This window comes from Mycobacterium sp. Aquia_216, assembly GCF_026723865.1.
Lineage (GTDB): Bacteria > Actinomycetota > Actinomycetes > Mycobacteriales > Mycobacteriaceae > Mycobacterium.
Genome location: NZ_CP113529.1, coordinates 3341766 through 3359224 on the forward strand (window position 1 = coordinate 3341766; position 17459 = coordinate 3359224).

A 17459-nucleotide genomic window follows, 5' to 3' on the forward strand; every position below is an offset into this window, starting at 1 on the left:
ATGGCCGACAGGTTGCTCACCGCGGTGCGCGTCCTCGACTTGTCCGGCGGCGTCACCGACACGGTGACCCGCCTGCTCGCCGACCTGGGCGCCGATGTCGTCAAAGTGGAGCCCCCGCGCGGCAGCCCGGCTCGCCACGACAAACCGACCCTGGCCGGCGCCAGCATCCCGTTCGCCGTACACAACGCCAACAAGCGCAGCGTGGTGCTGGATTCGCACGACGACGGCGACCGAAGCAGGTTCTTCGAGCTCGTCGCGGGCGCCGACATCGTCGTCGAGGCGGCGGGTCAGGCCGTCGCGTTCGGGACGTCGGGTGCCGAGTTGGCCGATCGCCATCCCCACCTGGTCGTGCTGTCGATCACCGACTTCGGTGCGACGGGTCCGCGCTCGTCGTGGCGTGCGACCGATCCCGTGCTGTTCGCGATGTCGGGCTCGCTGTCGCGATCCGGCCCCACCGTCGGCACTCCGGTGCTACCGCCCGACGGCATCGCCTCGGCCACTGCCGCCGTGCAGGCGGCCTGGGCCGCGCTCGTCGGGTACTACAACAAACTACGTTGCGGCACAGGGGATTACATCGACTTCTCCCGGTTCGACGCGGTCGTCATGGCGCTCGACCCGGCCTTCGGCGCGCATGGGCAGGCCACCGCCGGGCAGCGCACCAGCGGGTGGCGGGGCCGCCCGAAAAACCAGGACCCTTACCCGATCTGCCCGTGCCGGGACGGCTACGTTCGCCTCTGCGTCATGGCGCCACGGCAGTGGCGCGGCCTGCGCCGCTGGCTGGGGGAGCCGGCGGAGTTCCAGGACCCGAAGTTCGACACGCTCGGCGCCCGGTTCGCCGCGTGGCCGCAGATCAGCGTGCTGGTCGACGCGTTGTTCGCCGACAAGACCATGAAGGAGCTGGTCGCCGAGGGGCAGGCTCACGGAGTCCCCATCTCCGCGGCGCTGACGCCGTCGCGCATCCTGGCCTCCGAACACTTCCAGGCCGTGGGCGCGATCACCCACGCCGAGCTCGTTCCCGGGGTGCGCACCGACGTGCCCACCGGATACTTCGTGGTCGACGACGAGCGCTCCGGGTTCCGCACCCCGGCCCCCTCCGCCGGAGCCGACACGCCGTGCTGGCTGGCCGACCCGGTGACGGCCGCACCGTCCGGCCGGGCCGGCGAGTATCCGCTCAAAGACCTGCGGATTCTCGATCTGGGCGTGATCGTCGCCGGTGGCGAGCTCAGCCGGCTCTTCGGGGACCTGGGCGCCCAGGTCGTCAAGGTCGAAAGTGCCGACTACCCGGATGGGCTGCGGCAGTCGCGCGTCGGCCATGTCATGAGCGAATCGTTCGCTTGGGCGCACCGCAACCACCTGGCGCTGGGCCTGGACCTGCGCAGCGAGCAGGGCAAGGAGATCTTTGGCCGTCTGGTCGCCGACGCCGACGCGGTATTCGCCAACTTCAAGCCGGGAACCCTTACCTCGCTGGGGTTTTCGTTCGAAACGCTGCGCGAGCTCAATCCGCGGATCGTGCTCGCGGGCAGCAGTGCGTTCGGAAACCGGGGCCCGTGGAGCAGGCGCATGGGCTACGGTCCGTTGGTCCGCGCCACCACCGGCGTGACCAGTCTCTGGACGTCCGAGGAAGCCTCCGAGGAAGCCCGCGCAGCGGGCGCCCGGCATGCCTTTTACGACGCGACCACGATCTTTCCCGACCACGTCGTGGGACGGGTCACCGCGATCGCGGCGCTGGCCGCGCTGATCCGGCGCGACCGGACCGGCGACCCGGCCCACGTGCACATTTCCCAGGCCGAGGTCGTCGTCAATCAGCTGGACACCCTGTATGTCACCCAGGCCGCGTCGCGGGCCGGCGCAGCGGAGGTCTGCGACGACACCAGCGTGCACGCGGTCTACCCCTGTGCCGGCGATGACGAGTGGTGCGTCATCTCCATCCGCTCGGACAGCGACTGGCAGTGTGCTACCGCGCTTTTGGAGCAGCCCCAGCTTGCTGACGACCCGCGCTTCGCGACCGGAGAGGCGCGGGTGGCCCATCGCACCGAGTTGGTGGGGCTGCTCTCGGCCTGGAGCCGCAGGCAAAGCCCGGTCCACGCCGCCGAGGCGCTACAGGCGGCCGGGATTCCGGCCGGGCCGATGAACCGGCCGCCGGACGTGCTCGAGGACCCACAGCTGCTCGAACGAAAACTGCTCAGCGACATGGTGCATCCCCTGGTCGAGCGACCGCTGCCGGCCGAGACCGGCCCGGCGCCGTTCCGCCACATCCCCTCGGCGCCGCAACGTCCCGCGCCCCTGCCCGGTCAGGACACCCGCGAACTCTGCCGGGAACTGCTGCAGATGAGTACCGAGGAGATCGACCGGCTGATCACCGATCGGGTGTTGTTCGCCCCGGCTACGACGGGCCGCGCCGGCCTGCGGTGACCACTGCGCCGGGCCGCGAGCGTCGCCAGGATAAGTTCGTCCTATGCCCGTCGACCCCAGAACACCGGTGCTGATCGGCTACGGCCAGGTCAACCACCGGGACCAGATCGACCCGGAAACACGGTCGGTCGAGCCCGTCGACCTGATGGTCGCCGCCGCCCGGCAAGCCGCCGACGCCGGGGTTCTCGAGTCCGTGGACTCCATCCGGGTGGTGAACGTCCTTTCGGCCACCTACCGCGACGCCGGGCTGTTGGTCGGCGAGCGCATCGGCGCACAGAAGTTCACGACGCTGTACAGCCCGGTCGGCGGCAACGTGCCGCAGACCCTGCTCAACCAGGCGTGCCTGGACATCCAGCGGGGCCGCGCCGGCGTGGTGCTGCTTACCGGCGCCGAAACCTGGCGCACCAGGCGAGGACTGAAGGCCAAGGGCGGTCGGCTGCAGTGGACGGCTCAGGACGAATCCGTGCCGATGGCGCAGGTCAGCGGCGAAGATGTGCCGATGGCCGGGGACGCCGAGATCAGGATCAGCCTGGACCGGCCCGCCTACGTCTACCCGCTGTTCGAGCAGGCGCTTCGCATCGCCAACGGCGAGTCGGTCGAGGACCACCGCACCCGCGTCGGCGAGCTGTGGGCGCGCTTCAACGCCGTCGCGGTCGACAATCCGCACGCGTGGATCCGGAAGCCGGCGACCGCGGCCGAGATCTCGCAGCCCGGCCCCCAGAACCGGATGATCAGCTGGCCCTATACGAAGCTGATGAACTCCAACAACATGGTCGATCAGGGCGCGGCGCTGATCTTGACGTCGGTCGAGCAGGCCGAGCGCCTGCAAATCCCCGCCGAGCGGTGGATCTACCCGCACGCCGGCACGGACGCTTACGACACGCCTTCCATCGCCGAACGCGACGAACTACACCGCTCGACCGCCATCCGGATCGCCGGCGCTCGGGTGCTGGAGCTCGCGGGCCTCGGCATCGACGATGTCGACTACGTCGACCTGTACTCGTGCTTTCCGTCCGCCGTTCAGGTGGCGGCCGGCGAGCTGGGATTGAGTACCGACGACCCCGCCCGCCCGCTGACCGTCACCGGTGGGCTGACGTTCGCCGGCGGTCCCTGGAGCAACTACGTCATGCACTCGATCGCCACCGTGGCCGAGTTGCTGGTGGCCAATCCCGGACGACGCGCCCTGATCACCGCCAACGGCGGCTACCTGACCAAGCACAGCTTCGGCGTATACAGCACCGAACCACCTGCCGAATTCCGTTGGGAGAACATGCAACCCGCGGTAGAGCGGGAGCCGACCCGGGAAGGGCTGGTCGAGTGGGAGGGCGTCGGCACCGTCGAATCGTGGACGACGCCGTTCGACCGCGACGGGCACCCGGAGAAGGCGTTCGTTGCTGTGCGAACGCCCGACGGGTCCCGGGCGCTGGCGGTCATCACCGATCCCGACTCGGCCCAGGCCACTGTTCGTGAAGACATCGGTGGCGCCAAGGTCGCCGTCGCCGGGGACGGCAGCGCCACGCTGCAGTAGGCGCCGGGAAATAAATTCCCTGGCCAGAGCACTGTTGTCCGCGTAGCAGTCGCGCAGTCATAGTGGCACGCATATTGTCGAAGGGGACGTTGGGGGAGGTGAGCCCAGGTGCACATCCTGGTTACCGACGCCACCGGCACGGTCGGGAGGCTGGTTGCCCGGCAGCTGATTGCTGCCGGGCATTCCGTTACCGGCATTTCTGAGCAGTCAGACCCCCGCCTGGACCCGGCGGTCGAATTTGTCTGCGCCTCGCTGAGCGACCCCGTCCTGCAAGAACTTGCCGATGAAGCCGATGCGGTGATCCACCTGGCCCCGGTGGAACCCGGAGTACCGGGCAGTGCGGGCATCAACGGGGTGGCCTATGTGACGCATGCGGCCGGCCGCGCCGGTGCCCGCCTGCTGTTCGTGTCCCACGCCGCAGGCTCCCCGCAGGTGTACGAACCGGCCGAGGACCTGGTGTCCACCGGCCTGGGCCCGAGCCTGATCGTCCGGATCGCACCGCCGGTGGGCCGCCAGCTCGACTGGATGGTGTGCCGCACCGCGGCCACGCTGTTGCGCGCCAAGGTCTCGACGCAGCCGATGCGGGTGCTGCACCTCGACGACCTGGTGCGCTTTCTGGTATTGGCGCTGAACACCGACCGCACCGGCGTGGTGGATCTGGCCACCCCGGATACCACCAATGTGGTGACCGCCTGGCGGCTGCTGCGCGCCGTGGACCCCCGGTCGCGAATTCATCGGATTCACGGTTGGTCACAGCTGATTCCACCGATGGATATCGTCGCCGCACAAGAGGATTGGCTGTTCGAGTTTGGCTGGGCGGCGTTCGATGCGGTCGCCGACACCGCGCGGGGACTCGTCGGCCGTAGGCTCGGTGCCGCCGGCGCGACCAGCCACGGGGCGCAGATGGCGCTGCCCGTGGAGGTTCTCCCGCGGCCCGCGCCTTCCGACGAACTGCCCAGCGCCGCACCGGAGGGAGTGGAGGGCGAGTTCGACGACCGCATCGATCCACGGTTCCCGGTGTTCGCGACCGATGGCCTCACCGAGGCGCTGCCCGGGCCGTTGACCCCGATAACCCTCGATGTCCAGGTGAGCGGGTTGCACACCGCCAGCCGGGTGATGGGTCAGGCGCTGGCGTTGGGCGGGGTGGTAGACGACGAGTGGGCCAGCAGGGCCGTCGCGGTGTTCGGCCATCGGCCTTATGTCGGGGTGTCGGCCAACGTCGTCGCCGCCAACCAGTTGCTCGGCTGGGATGACAAGGCCCTGGTCCGGCGCGCCCTGGTCGGCCAGCCACAGGTCGGGGACGTGCTGCCGTTTGGTCAGCCGCGGCTGGCCGGAGGAGCACTCGGGTCGGTCGCCAAGGCGGTCGCCACGACACGATCGCTGGCGTTGATGCGTCATCTCAAGGCCGATACGCGGGCCTACAGCGCCGCCGCAAAGGCCGAGCACTGGGATGCCGCGCAGCTGAGTCTGTTGCCCGACGCGGGCCTCGGAGTCCGAGTGCGGTTGCTGCGGGACCGCATTCACCAGGGCTGGATTCTGACGGCCTTGTGGTTGATCGACTCCGGTGTCACCGCGGCGGCGCTGGAGTACACCGAAGCGGCCACCCGCGTGCCCGGCGTGGGCGCGATCATGGAAAGCGGCCGCATCGCCGACGAAATCGCGGAGCTGACAGCGGCGCTACGCCTCGACCCGCCACTGCGCGCGATGGCGCAGGAAGGCAACCTCGCCAGCATCCGCGCGTTGTCGCCCAGTACCGCCGCGCTCCTCGATGCGGCGATCGCCCAGATCGGGCACCGCGGCCCCGGGGAAGCCGAGCTGGCCAGCCGAGTCTTCAGCGACGACCCGGCGTTGCTGCTGAGCGCGGCCGCCGAGTTCGCCGGCGAGCCCGCCGAGTCAGACCCGCCCGTGACGCTGGTCCAGCGAATCGCCACCAACGCCCGCGTTTCGCGCGAGCTTGCCCACGACGCCACCCTGCGGTTCACGCATGAACTTCGAATGACGTTGCGCGAGCTTGGATCTCGCCGGGTCGCGGCCGACTTGATCGACGTCGTCGATGATGTGTATTACCTGACCTGCGACGAATTGGTCACCATGCCGGCCGATGCCCGGTTGCGGATCAAACGTCGGCGTGCCGAACGGGAACGCTTGCAAGCGCAGCGCCCGCCCGAAGTCATCGACCACGACTGGGTGCCGGTCGACCCACCGTCAGTCCAGGAGATCGCCGAGGGCTGACTGCGGGTCGGCCAATTTGTCGGGGTCGACGCCCACCTTGGACCGGATCAGGGCTTTGACGTCGTCCAGCACATCCCAGATGTTGACGTTCATCCCGGCCCGCACCCGGTTGTCGCCGTCCAGCCAGAACGCCACGAACTCACGCCCCGCGACGTCGCCACGCAAGACCACCCGCTCGAAGCTGGGCGCGTACCCGGCGTACTCCATTCCGAGGTCGTACTGATCGGTGAAGAAATAGGGCAGCTCCGCGTATTCGCCTGGCGTGCCAAGCATTCCGGCGGCCGCCACCGCGGGCTGCTTGAGGGCATTGGCCCAGTGTTCGGTACGGATGCGGGTGCCATATAACGGGTGCTCGGCGGCCGCGATGTCGCCGACCGCGTAGATGTCGGGATCGCTGGTTCGCAGCGAGGCATCGACGAGCACACCGCCGTCTCCGATGGACAGCCCGGCCCGCTCGGCGAGTTCGATATTCGGCTCCGCGCCGACGGCCACCAAAACGGCATCGGCAACGACCGTCGAACCGTCGCGCAGCCGCAGCCCGGTGGCCCTTCCCTCCGCCGTGGAGATCTCCTCGACCTGCGCCTCGAGCCGCAGATCCACGCCGTGATCGCGATGCAGGTTGGCGAACACCTCGCCGACCGTTTCGCCGAGTGCGGCCACCAACGGTTGTTGGGCGGCCTCGACGACGGTTACCTCGACGCCGCGCTGACGTGCAGCGGCGGTCACCTCGAGCCCGATCCATCCGGCGCCGACCACGGCCAGCGAAGCTCCTTCGCTGAGAACAGAAGTCAGTAGCTCGGCGTCGTCGTAGCTGCGTAGGTAGTGGACCCCGTCCGCGTTCGAGCCGGGGATCGGTGGGCGCCGGGATGCCGAGCCGGTGGCCAGCAGCAATTTGTCGTATCGCACCGCGGTGCCATCGCCAAGTGCGACGGTGTGTGCGGCGGCGTCCAGCGTGGACGCCCGCGATCCGAGCCGCAAGTCGACATTGTGGTCGAAGTACCAGTCTGAGTTCTGCACCGTGAATTCGGTCAGCGACTTCTTGCCGGCGAGATACTCCTTGGAAAGCGGGGGTCGTTCGTAGGGCAGACGTTCCTCATCGGCGAACAGAACGATTTGCCCGTCAAAGTCGTTGTCGCGCAGAGCTTCTACTGCTTTGGCCCCGGCAAGTCCGCCGCCGACGATGACGAATGTACTCGAGCTGGCCATGATCGCTGCTCCGTTCGTGTCGCGTTTCCACCCTACTCGCGCTGGGTTAACTCACCAGGTCCCGCAGCGTGAGCGCATTGCGGACCGCGTTGCCGCCCAGATCGTTGTTGAAGTACATCCACACGTCCCTTCCGTCGCGGTCCCATTCGGTGATCCGGTCGGCCCACCAACGCAACTCATCGTTCGAGTAGCAACCGGCATAGATCGGATCGGAGTCCGGGCCGTGCATCCGGATGTACACCAAATCGGTGGTTGCCCTGGGCATGCACACCAGTCCGGCGCCGCTCATCACCACGTACGCGGCCCGGTGGAGTTCCAACGACCGGTAGACAGCGGGGTCGTTCCAGGAGGGATGGCGCAGCTCGACGGCCACCCGGATGTGTGGCGGCAGCCGTTCCAGGAACGAGTCGAGGCGGGCCTGCGAGTGGGCGTCGCGCTGCAACTCGGGATGCACCTGGACAAGCAGCACCCCGCTTCGATCACCCAGCAGTTGCCAACACCGCTCGAATCGCTCGATCCAGGGCTCGGGTGAGCCCAGCCTGCGATAGTGGGTAAGCCCGCGGTGTGCCTTGATCGACATCGTGAAGCCGGTCGGCAGTCGGTCACGCCATCCGGCAAACGTCGAATCCTTGGGCCAGCGGTAGAAGCTGGCATTCAGCTCGACGGTGTCGAACACCTCCGCATAGCGAGCCAGCCGGCGGGCCGGCGCCGTTCCGGGCGGGTACAGCACGTCGACCCAGTGGTCATAGGACCACCCGGATGTCCCGATCCGAACGGTCAACCCGCCATCCGTTGTCGCAGATCGTTATCCAGCGACGCGCGGACCAAGGCCGCGGCCAGCCGCGCGTTGGCGCGCGGTGCGAGTGCTCCCAGTTTGGCTGGTTCGGCGGGCAGTCCCAGCCGCTTGGCCGTGCCGGTGGCACGCTCGTCGAAGTACGGACGGACCCAGGGCCACACGTCTTGAACCTCGCGCAGGTAAATGTCGGCACCGGTATCGCCAATTCCTTTGAATTCCTTCAGCATTCGTTTCGCCTGCGCTACATCGCGATGACTGCGCTCGGCGATCTCGCGCAGATCGCCGAAGTACTCGTCACTCACCCGCTGCGCCATCTCGGTGAGACGGGTGGCCGAGCTCTCGTCATAACGCACGTAGTGAGCCCGACCGAAGGCGCTGATGATCGTTTGCCGGTCGGCGGCCAGCACAGCCTTCGGCGTGCGCAGACCCGCCTCGAACAGTTCCCGTGCCCCGCGCATGGCGAGCGCGGCATCGATCGGCTTGCTGGCAAGCATGCATAACACCAGCAGTTGAAACAGCGGCATCGGCTTGTCGTTGATCCGGATGCCCGCCTCGTCCGCGTACGTGGTGCCGCCAGCCTCGAGCACGCGTTGCACCAGCTGCTTGGACCCGTCCGAGTTGCTCATACGTCGGCGCGTACCCGCCACGCACAACGGCAAACGAGCACGGTTACTTCGGCGGCAGGCTGCCCGCGTATCCGACGCCGCGGGTAATCCAACTCTCAAGCTGGCGTTTGGTTTTCACGCCCTCGGCGTCGACCCGCAGCCAGCCCCGGGTTTCGCGGCCGGCCATCACCATGGGGCTGACGTGCTGGCGTTCCAGCAGCTTGGCGGTGTCCTCGGGTGGCACCCGAACCATCAGTCCGCCCTTGCCACTGGCCGCGACCGCCAGGTGTCCGCCGATCAGGAACGCCAGCCCGCCGAACATCGCCTTCTCGTCGACACCGCGCCGCGGTGCCAGTAGTTCGCGGATCCGGTCGGCGAGTTCGAGATCGTAAGCCATGGGTTGACGGTATTCGTCGGCACCGACACCCTGGCCGGGTCAGTCCAGATCCACCCGAATGGTGAGCAGCTCGCTGCCCATGATGCGCACCATCCTGCTGTTGAGCCGAGGTAGGTTGCCCAGCCGCTGCACCGGGTCATCGTCGGGCAGCAGGTGCGCGGTACCGTTGCGCCACCGGCCGCCGAGGCGCACTCGGACAGCCGGATTGGCCTTGATGTTGCGGACATAGTCCGAGTGCTCACCGTGTTCGGAGACCATCCAGAACTTGTCGCCCACCACGCGCCCGCCGACCGGGGTGTGGCGTGGTTGCCCGCTCTTGCGGCCAGTCGTCTCGAGCATGGTCACCGGTAATTGCCGACCTACCGGATTGACCACCAGCCGTTGAAGGCGATGCACTACCTGCCGTTTGACATCGCCGATACCGGTCATGTCTTCAACCTAGCGCCTAAGCCGGTCGCGGGGTGGGGACGCCGACGGCGCGCAACACCCACTCCCGCGGCCCGGCGAGGACAAGGACCGGCGGTCCGGTTCGACCTCACTCCGCAGGTCGCCAGGAAGCTTGCCCACGCGGATCAAGCAGCGACGGTTGCGGTATCGGCTGCCGGTTCCAAGGCCCGCGCGACGATGTCGGCGACGTCGGTCATCGGCTCGACGGTCAGCGCCTCGAGGACTTCGGCAGGCACGTCGTCCAGATCCGGCTCGTTGCGCCGCGGAATGAACACCGTGGACAGACCGGCCCGTTGGGCGGCCAGCAGCTTCTGCTTGACGCCCCCGATCGGCAGCACCCGCCCGTTCAGCGTGACCTCGCCGGTCATGCCGACATCGGCGCGGACCTGACGCCCGGTTGCCATCGACACCAGCGCGGTGACCATCGTGACACCGGCCGACGGGCCATCCTTGGGCACCGCGCCCGCGGGCACGTGCACGTGGATGCGCCGGTCCAACGCTTTCGGGTCGACGCCCAACTCGGCTGCATGGGACCGGACGTAGGACAGCGCGATCTGCGCGGATTCCTTCATCACGTCACCCAGTTGACCGGTCAGTTGCAACCCGGGCTCGCCGTCGGTGGCCCCGGCTTCGATGTAGAGCACGTCGCCGCCCAGGCCGGTGACCGCCAGTCCGGTGGCAACTCCGGGCACCGCGGTGCGCTCGGCCGACTCGGGCGTAAACCGTGGCCTGCCAAGGTATTCGACCAGATCGGGCTCGTCCAGAATTTTCCGGTTCTCCGGCCCGCCTTCGGCGATCTTCGTCGTCACCTTGCGCAGCGCCTTGGCCAGCAGCCGCTCGAACTGCCGAACTCCCGGCTCGCGGGTGTAGTCGGCGGCGATCTTGCGCAGCGCGGCGTCGGTGACGGTGACCTCGTCGTCGGTCAGTGCCGCCCGCTCCCGCTGCCGGGGCAGCAGGTACTCGCGGGCAATGGCGACCTTGTCGTCCTCGGTGTAGCCGTCGATAGCCACCAGCTCCATGCGGTCCAGCAGGGCCGACGGGATGTTCTCGATCACGTTGGCGGTGGCCAGGAACACGACGTCGGACAGGTCGAGGTCCAGATCCAGGTAGTGGTCGCGGAACGTGTGGTTCTGCGCCGGGTCCAGCACCTCGAGCAGAGCCGCGCTCGGGTCGCCACGATAGTCCGAACCGACCTTGTCGATTTCGTCCAGCAGCACAACGGGATTCATCGATCCCGCCTCGCCGATCGCGCGCACGATGCGGCCCGGCAGCGCACCCACGTAGGTGCGCCGGTGCCCACGGATCTCGGCTTCGTCGCGGACGCCGCCCAGCGCCACGCGCACGAACTTGCGGCCCAGCGCCCGGGCCACGCTCTCACCCAGCGAAGTCTTGCCGACGCCGGGCGGACCGGCCAGCACCATCACGGCGCCGGAACCGCGGCCGCCGACAACCTGCAGCCCACGTTGGGCCCGCCGCGTTCGCACGGCCAGGTATTCGACGATGCGGTCCTTGACGTCGTCCAGCCCGTGGTGATCGGCGTCCAGGATGCCCCGCGCCGCCACCAGATCCGTCGAATCCTCGGTGCGGACGTTCCAGGGCAGGTCCAGCACGGTGTCCAGCCAGGTGCGAATCCAGCCGCTTTCCGGGCTTTGGTCGCTGGAGCGTTCCAGCTTTCCGACCTCCCGCAGCGCTGCCTCGCGAACCTTCTCCGGCAAATCGGCGGCCTCCACGCGAGCCCGGTAATCGTCGGACCCGTCGGGTTCGCCCTCGCCCAGCTCCTTACGGATCGCGGCCAGCTGTTGGCGCAGCAGGAATTCCTTCTGCGTCTTTTCCATGCCGTCGCGCACGTCTTCGGCGATCTTGTCGTTGACCTCGACCTCGGCCAGGTGGTCGCCGGTCCAGTCGATCAGCACCCGCAGCCGCTCGGCGACGTCCACGGTCTCCAGCATCTGGCGCTTCTGCACGTCGGTCAGATACGAGGCGTATCCCGACGTGTCGGCCAGCGCCGACGGGTCGGTCAGGCTGTTGACGTAGTCGATGATCTGCCAGGCCTCGCGCCGTTGCAGCATGGCCAGCAGCAGCTTCTTGTACTCCGCTGTCAGCGCCTTGATTTCCTCGGTCGTCTCGATGTCGGCGACCTCGTTCACCTCAACCCAGAGCGCCGCGCCGGGGCCCGATGCTCCCGCCCCGATCTGCGCCCTGCGCTCGCCGCGCACCACAGCGGCGGTGCCGCCTCCGCCGGGGATGCGACCGACTTGCAGAATCTTGGCGATCACGCCGTGGGACGGGTAGCGGTCGTCCAGCCGCGGGGCGATGAGCAGCTCCCCGGTGTCGCTGGCTCGGGCCGCGTCGATGGCAGCTTGGGCGGCGTCGTCCAAGGCGATAGGCACGACCATTCCGGGCAACACGATGGTGTCGGTAACGAACAACACCGGCACTGATTTCACTTCAGACATCTGTTCTCCAAAGGTTTAGTCTGTTGCGCTCAACCTTTGGGGGATGGCTTTTGTTCCCGTCGAAAGCCGCGGGTGAACTAGATCAACTGGCGGAAGCTCGCTGACGAGCGCGGAAGGCCTGGACCTTCACCTTGTTGCCACAGGTAGCCATCCCGCACCAATGGCGGTTTTTGGCCCGCGAGGAATCGACGTAGAGCAGCGAACAGTTCGGGTGGGCGCACCGTTTGAGGTTGCCGACCTCGGGCCCGGCGAGCAGGTCGAGCAGATCCGCGGCCAGGCTGGCCAGCAGTTGCGACGCGGTGCCCTCCCGGCTCGTCGTGCCATCGGGAAGCAGCCGCGGTGTCAGCTGAGGCTGCGAGCCCCGCAGGTTCAGCAGGACCACGTCGGCCGGATTTGGCTCGCGGTCGTCCAGCCGGGCGATTGCGGTCCGGTAGATCGCTTCGCGCAATCCGATCGCGATGACGAGATCGTCCTCGGTGACCTCGATGCCGGTGTCCACCAGCCCCGCCTGCACAGCCCACTCCGACAGGATCTCAGGACTGGTCAACCGCTCTTCGGGGACGGTGAGCCGATGTCCGAGCGTGCCCGCGAAGTTGAGGCATGTCCGGCCGCACACGAACCCGAATTTCACGTAACCACCCTGGCAGGTTTCAGCGAACCCCGCAACCGAAGTCGAGCGGTGGGCCAGTGGGCTATCCGGCCACGGTCGCGATCAGGATGACTCCGAGCAGGGTCAGGTACGCCACCGCGTGGGCCCGGTCCGGAATCTTCCATCCGGCCAGGACTCGCCTGGCAAGCGCGATGGTAGGAACCGAACCAGCGAGCAGAGCCGCCATGGCGGTGAGGCTGACATAGCCGATTTGCCCGGGATGTATCGCGGCGGGTGAGGCGAGAAGGTAGACGGCGGTTCCCACCACGGCAATGGGCAGGCTCAGCGGGTTGGCCAGCGCCGCGGCGTCGGCCATTCGAATTCCCTTGCGCCGCATGAGCGGAACGGTGATAACGCTGCCACCGATGCCGAGAAAGCTGGCGGCTGCCCCGATTCCGATGCCGCCGAGGGTCGACATGCCGCGTCCCAACGACCCTTTCGCCCCGGGCGCAGCGGAATTGCTCAGGAAGCCCTTCCGGGCGACACAGTCGATTATGGCGGTCGCGATGTAGGCGGCGAACAGGCCGCGCAACAGGGTTTCGGGCGCCCAGCTAGCAGCGACGGCACCCAGAGCCGCACCAATGGCGATGAATCCCGTTATAGGCCAGAGGTATTCGCGACGCAGCAGGCCGAATCGGGCGGAGGCGATCGTCGCCGACGAGGCATTGACGACCATGATCGCGGCCGAAGTCGCCACGGCCGTATGCATCGCGTCGGTTCCGCTGGTGGCCTGGACCGCGGCGTAGACAGCGGGGACCGTGACGAATCCGCCGCCGAACCCGAAGAGCACCGTCGTAACACCGGTGACGCAACCGACGGCAACCAGCAACAGGACAAATCCAATCATGCAGCTCACGTTAGGTTTTCACGGACGTGGCGCACAATCGCTATCACGCCATAAACACCTGAGTTTGCGCCATAACGGGCTAGGCTGACTCGGTGCGGAATGTAGCGCTGGACGACGTCGACGAGATTGACCGTGCCGTGCTGGCGATCGGCACCGACTACCCAGCCGATCATCTCTTGCCGTTTCACCGCCACCGTCGCGCCCAGCTTCTCTACGGCGCGACCGGGATCATGCGAGTCGATACGGCCGAGGCCACGTGGACGGTGCCAACGCAGCGGGCGGTGCTGATTCCGTCGAACACCGACCACCAGGTGCAGATGCGGAACGTCAGCACGCGCAGCCTTTACCTCAAGCCGTCGGCCGTGCCGTGGTTCCCCGCCCGGTGCCAGGTGGTCGACGTTTCACCGCTGCTGCGCCTGCTGCTGCTCGCCGCGGTCGAGCTACCGGCACTCTACGATCGCCATGGACGCGATGGCGCGCTGATCGAGCTCATCCTGCACGAGATCCAATCGGTGACACCGCTGCCGCTCGATCTCCCGATGCCCGCACGCGACGACCTGCGCCGCAGATGTCAGGCGTTCGCGGCCGCACCGAGCATCCAGGAGTTGCCGGCGCAATGGGCCGCGGAGCTCGCGGTGAGCGGCCGAACGTTCAACAGATTGTTCCGCGCGGAAACCGGTCTGACCTTTCAGCAATGGCGTCAGCGCGCGTGCGTCCTGCAGGCCATTCGGCTCCTGTCGTCGGGCACATCCGTCACCCAGACGGCGACGGCAGTGGGCTACGACACCCCGGCGTCGTTTTCGGCCATGTTCGGCAGTCAAGTGGGGAGCACACCGAAGTCGTTCCGCCCCAGATGAATTACCCGCTCACGCCGGCGGCTCGACCGGCCCGAGCCGCCGCAGCTGCGTCACGTGGGCGGGAGAGAGCTCCTCGAGACTCCTCACCCCCAGCAGTCGCATCGTGCGCAGCACGCCGCTCTCCAGGATTTCGATCGCGCGGCTGACCCCCGCCTCGCCGCCGGCCATCAGTCCGTACAGATAGGCCCGCCCCACCAGCGCGCACCGCGCCCCCAGCGCGATCGCGGCCACGATGTCGGCGCCCGACATGATGCCGGTGTCCACCAGGATCTCGGTGTCCTTACCGAGTTCGCGCGCCACCGCCGGCAACAGGTGGAAGGGCACCGGGGCCCGATCGAGCTGGCGTCCACCGTGATTGGACAACACGATGCCGTCGACGCCACGCTCGACCACCGCGCGTGCATCGTCGAGCGTCTGGATGCCCTTGACCACGAGCTTGCCGGGCCATTGCTCCTTGATCCAGGCCAGGTCGTCGAAGGTCAGACTGGGGTCGAACATCGTGCTCAGGTATTCGGCGACGGTGCCCGGCCAGCGATCCAGCGACGCGAAGGCCAGCGGTTCGGTCGTCAGCAGGTCGAACCACCACTTCGGGTGCGGCAACGCGTCCAGGACGGTGCGCAGCGTCAGCGACGGCGGGATCGTCATCCCGTTGCGGTTGTCCCTGAAACGTGCCCCGGAGACCGGAACGTCGACCGTGGCCAGCAAGGTGTCGAATCCGGCGTCGGCTGCGCGCTTGACCAGCGCCATCGAACGCTCCCGGTCCTTCCACATGTACAGCTGGAACCATTTGCGGCCCTGCGGGACAGCGGTCACCAGGTCTTCGATTGCGCAGGTGCCGAGCGTGGAGAGCGAGAACGGAATGCCGGCTTTGGCCGCCGCCGTTGCGCCGGCGATCTCGCCTTCGGTCTGCATCAATCGGGTGAATCCGGTCGGCGCGATCCCGAAGGGCAAGGCGACCGGCTGACCCAGCACGTCCCAACCCGCGGTGACATTGCTGACGTCGCGCAGGATCGTCGGGTGAAACTCGATGTCGCGGAACGCTTGTCGGGCGCGCGCGATCGACAGCTCGTCCTCGGCCGCGCCATCGGTGTAGTCGAAGGCCGCCTTGGGGGTGCGCCGTTTGGCGATGCGGCGCAGATCATCGATGGTGAACGCGGCGTCCAGTCGGCGCTTGGTGGCGTCGAACTCGGGCCGCTTGAACTGCATCAGCGGGGCCAGCTCACGGGCCTTGGGCATGCGTCGTTTGACGGCCATGTATGCCACCGTAGTCATATGGACTCGGTAGACGTTCCCTTCGATCTGACACGTTTCGTTGTCGCGCAGGCCCCGGTCTACCGCGACGTCGTCCAGGAGTTGCGCGCCGGACGAAAACGCGGTCACTGGATGTGGTTCGTCTTCCCGCAGTTGCGCGGCCTGGGCAGCAGTCCGATGGCAGTCCGCTACGGCATCTCGTCACTGCGGGAAGCCCGCGCCTATCTCGCGCATGAGCTGCTGGGGCCGCGACTGTATGAGTGCGCCCAGCTGGTCAACCAGGTGCAAGGACGCTCGATCACGGAGATCTTCGGCTCACCCGACGATCTCAAGCTGCGCTCGTCGATGACGCTGTTCGCCCTGGCGACCGACGGCCACCAGGACTTCACCACGCTGCTCGACAATTACTACCGCGGGGAGCGGGACCCCTTGACGCTGGCCCGGCTGCGCGACTAAGCGGGTCGCAGGACCCGCCACCCGTGCGCCTCGACGGTGACCTCGTCGACGACGTCGCTGGACGGCGCGCCGGATCCGGCGATCACCTCGGCGCGCCCGCGGCCTAGCTCCGAGAGCATCAGCCGCAGCGGCTCGTCGTCGATGTTCAGCGCGATCACCAACGTGTTGTCGCCGCTGCGCGTCTCGTAGACGTAGTGCTGGTTTTCCAGCCGCAGCGCAGCGGTCGTGGCCGCATGCAGCCAGGGGTGGCGGCGGCGCAGCCCGACCAGGAACTGGTGTAGTCGCCACATCTCGGCGCCGAAGTCGTCCAGCTGCAACGGGGGAGCAGCGAATTCCGGTCGCACCGCGTCATCGCCGCCATACCGTTCCTCTTTGACAGCGCGGAATCCGAACTCGTCGCCGGCGTACACGCTGGGTACACCGCCGATCGTCAACAGCAACACCAGCGCGTGCGCCAGATGATCGGCGTTAACCAGGCGGCTGGCGATGCGCGTGACGTCGTGATTGCCGATGAAGGTCAGCGGCACGAAGCTGGCCACGAACTCGCTGTGCCGCTGCAAAGCCCAGTCCAACTCGAAGAAGTTGCCGTCGTTGAGGCTGCTCCAGATCGCCTTCCACAGCTCGTATTGGGTGGCCGAGTCAAAGGTGGCCTCTTCGACGATCGCCGCATAGTCGCCATGGATGAGTTCGCCGACGAACCATGCGTCCGGATGCCGCTCGCGCACCCTCGGTAACGTCGCCGCCCAGAATTGTTGCGGCACAGCGTAAGCCGCATCCAGCCGCCAACCATCCGCGCCTCGCTGCAGCCAGTGCGTCATCACGTCGACCACGTAGTCGGCGACTTCCGGGTTGGCGTGGTTGAGGGTGACGAGCTCGGAGTGGCCTTCGAAGGAGTGAAATCGCCCGGGACGCCCGCGAAACCAGCGTGCGGCCGTGCCGTCGTCGCGCGACGCCTCGCGGTATCGCGGGAAGCCCACGCCGACATGGTTGAACACGCCATCGAGCAGCACCCGCAGGCCGCGAGCGCGTGCCTCGGTGATCAGATAGTCGAAATCGCCGTCGTCACCGAGCCGGGGGTCGATCCGGTAATGGTCCGTGGTGTCGTAACCGTGGGTGCGCGAGGCGAAGATCGGCCCCAGCGCAATTCCCGATGCCCCCAACTCGATGGCGTGGTCGAACCACTCGGCGAGTCGCCGCAACCGGTGATCGCCCGGATCGGGTGGCGCCGATCCCTCGGGTGTGGGAAACGCTCCCACGAAGCCCAAGGGATAGACCTGCCACCAGATCGCGTGTGCCACCCAGGATGCGGTCACCAGCGAC

The 17459-nt window shown here is 67.6% G+C and carries 15 protein-coding genes; 5 read left to right on the forward strand and 10 right to left on the reverse strand.

The window, feature by feature from the left end; translation table 11 throughout:
• The 3 genes from OK015_RS15510 (at position 1) to OK015_RS15520 (ending at position 6172) form a co-directional block, all read left to right on the forward strand.
• Positions 1–2412 carry a CaiB/BaiF CoA-transferase family protein gene (locus OK015_RS15510; RefSeq protein WP_268124150.1) on the forward strand — a complete coding sequence of 804 codons (2412 nt, stop codon included), beginning with the start codon at positions 1–3 and terminating at the stop codon, positions 2410–2412.
• A 43-nt stretch (positions 2413–2455) separates the two neighbouring features.
• Positions 2456–3940: an acetyl-CoA acetyltransferase gene (locus tag OK015_RS15515; RefSeq protein ID WP_268124152.1), complete on the forward strand. Its 1485-nt coding sequence runs from the start codon at positions 2456–2458 to the stop codon at positions 3938–3940.
• A gap of 108 nt (positions 3941–4048) precedes the next feature.
• Positions 4049–6172, forward strand: coding sequence for an NAD-dependent epimerase/dehydratase family protein (locus OK015_RS15520; RefSeq protein ID WP_268124154.1), 2124 nt, complete (start codon positions 4049–4051; stop codon positions 6170–6172).
• Here OK015_RS15520 and OK015_RS15525 read toward each other — a convergent pair.
• The 8 genes from OK015_RS15525 to OK015_RS15560 all read right to left on the reverse strand — a co-directional run bounded on the left by OK015_RS15525 (position 6146) and on the right by OK015_RS15560 (position 13575).
• Positions 6146–7378, reverse strand: a complete 1233-nt coding sequence (locus tag OK015_RS15525; RefSeq protein ID WP_268124157.1) for an NAD(P)/FAD-dependent oxidoreductase — start codon at positions 7376–7378, stop codon at positions 6146–6148. The two genes, OK015_RS15520 and OK015_RS15525, sit on opposite strands and share 27 nt — an antisense overlap.
• A gap of 46 nt (positions 7379–7424) precedes the next feature.
• Positions 7425–8159, reverse strand: coding sequence for a DUF72 domain-containing protein (locus OK015_RS15530; protein ID WP_268124159.1), 735 nt, complete (start codon positions 8157–8159; stop codon positions 7425–7427).
• Positions 8156–8800 carry an endonuclease gene (locus OK015_RS15535; protein WP_268124161.1) on the reverse strand — a complete coding sequence of 215 codons (645 nt, stop codon included), beginning with the start codon at positions 8798–8800 and terminating at the stop codon, positions 8156–8158. The genes OK015_RS15530 and OK015_RS15535 overlap by 4 nt, the downstream gene beginning before the upstream one ends.
• A 43-nt stretch (positions 8801–8843) precedes the next feature.
• Complete coding sequence (locus OK015_RS15540) at positions 8844–9176, reverse strand: TfoX/Sxy family protein (protein WP_268124163.1); 333 nt, start codon at positions 9174–9176, stop codon at positions 8844–8846.
• A gap of 39 nt (positions 9177–9215) precedes the next feature.
• Positions 9216–9605: a nitroreductase family deazaflavin-dependent oxidoreductase gene (locus OK015_RS15545; RefSeq protein ID WP_268124165.1), complete on the reverse strand. Its 390-nt coding sequence runs from the start codon at positions 9603–9605 to the stop codon at positions 9216–9218.
• Between the two features lie 143 nt (positions 9606–9748).
• Entirely contained in the window at positions 9749–12079 is a 2331-nt protein-coding gene (lon, locus tag OK015_RS15550; protein ID WP_268124166.1) for an endopeptidase La, read from the reverse strand.
• An 82-nt stretch (positions 12080–12161) separates the two neighbouring features.
• Entirely contained in the window at positions 12162–12710 is a 549-nt protein-coding gene (locus OK015_RS15555) for a CGNR zinc finger domain-containing protein (protein ID WP_268124168.1), read from the reverse strand.
• 61 nt (positions 12711–12771) lie between these two features.
• Complete coding sequence (locus OK015_RS15560; RefSeq protein WP_268124170.1) at positions 12772–13575, reverse strand: sulfite exporter TauE/SafE family protein; 804 nt, start codon at positions 13573–13575, stop codon at positions 12772–12774.
• A 92-nt stretch (positions 13576–13667) separates the two neighbouring features.
• Here OK015_RS15560 and OK015_RS15565 point away from each other — a divergent pair, with 92 nt between their 5' ends.
• The gene (locus tag OK015_RS15565; RefSeq protein WP_268124172.1) at positions 13668–14432 is read left to right on the forward strand and encodes an AraC family transcriptional regulator; all 765 of its coding nucleotides are present in this window, start codon (positions 13668–13670) and stop codon (positions 14430–14432) included.
• A gap of 9 nt (positions 14433–14441) precedes the next feature.
• Here the strand turns inward: OK015_RS15565 and OK015_RS15570 are convergent, their stop codons facing one another.
• On the reverse strand, positions 14442–15686 hold the full coding sequence (locus tag OK015_RS15570) for an alpha-hydroxy acid oxidase (RefSeq protein ID WP_268124174.1): 1245 nt from the start codon (positions 15684–15686) through the stop codon (positions 14442–14444).
• Between the two features lie 18 nt (positions 15687–15704).
• Between OK015_RS15570 and OK015_RS15575 the strand changes: the two genes are divergently transcribed.
• The gene (locus tag OK015_RS15575; protein WP_268124176.1) at positions 15705–16139 is read left to right on the forward strand and encodes a DUF1810 domain-containing protein; all 435 of its coding nucleotides are present in this window, start codon (positions 15705–15707) and stop codon (positions 16137–16139) included.
• Here OK015_RS15575 and OK015_RS15580 read toward each other — a convergent pair.
• A complete protein-coding gene (locus OK015_RS15580) occupies positions 16136–17455 on the reverse strand; it encodes an alpha-amylase family protein (RefSeq protein ID WP_268132775.1) in 1320 nt (439 codons plus the stop codon). The genes OK015_RS15575 and OK015_RS15580 overlap by 4 nt on opposite strands.
• Positions 17456–17459: the final 4 nt, after the last annotated feature.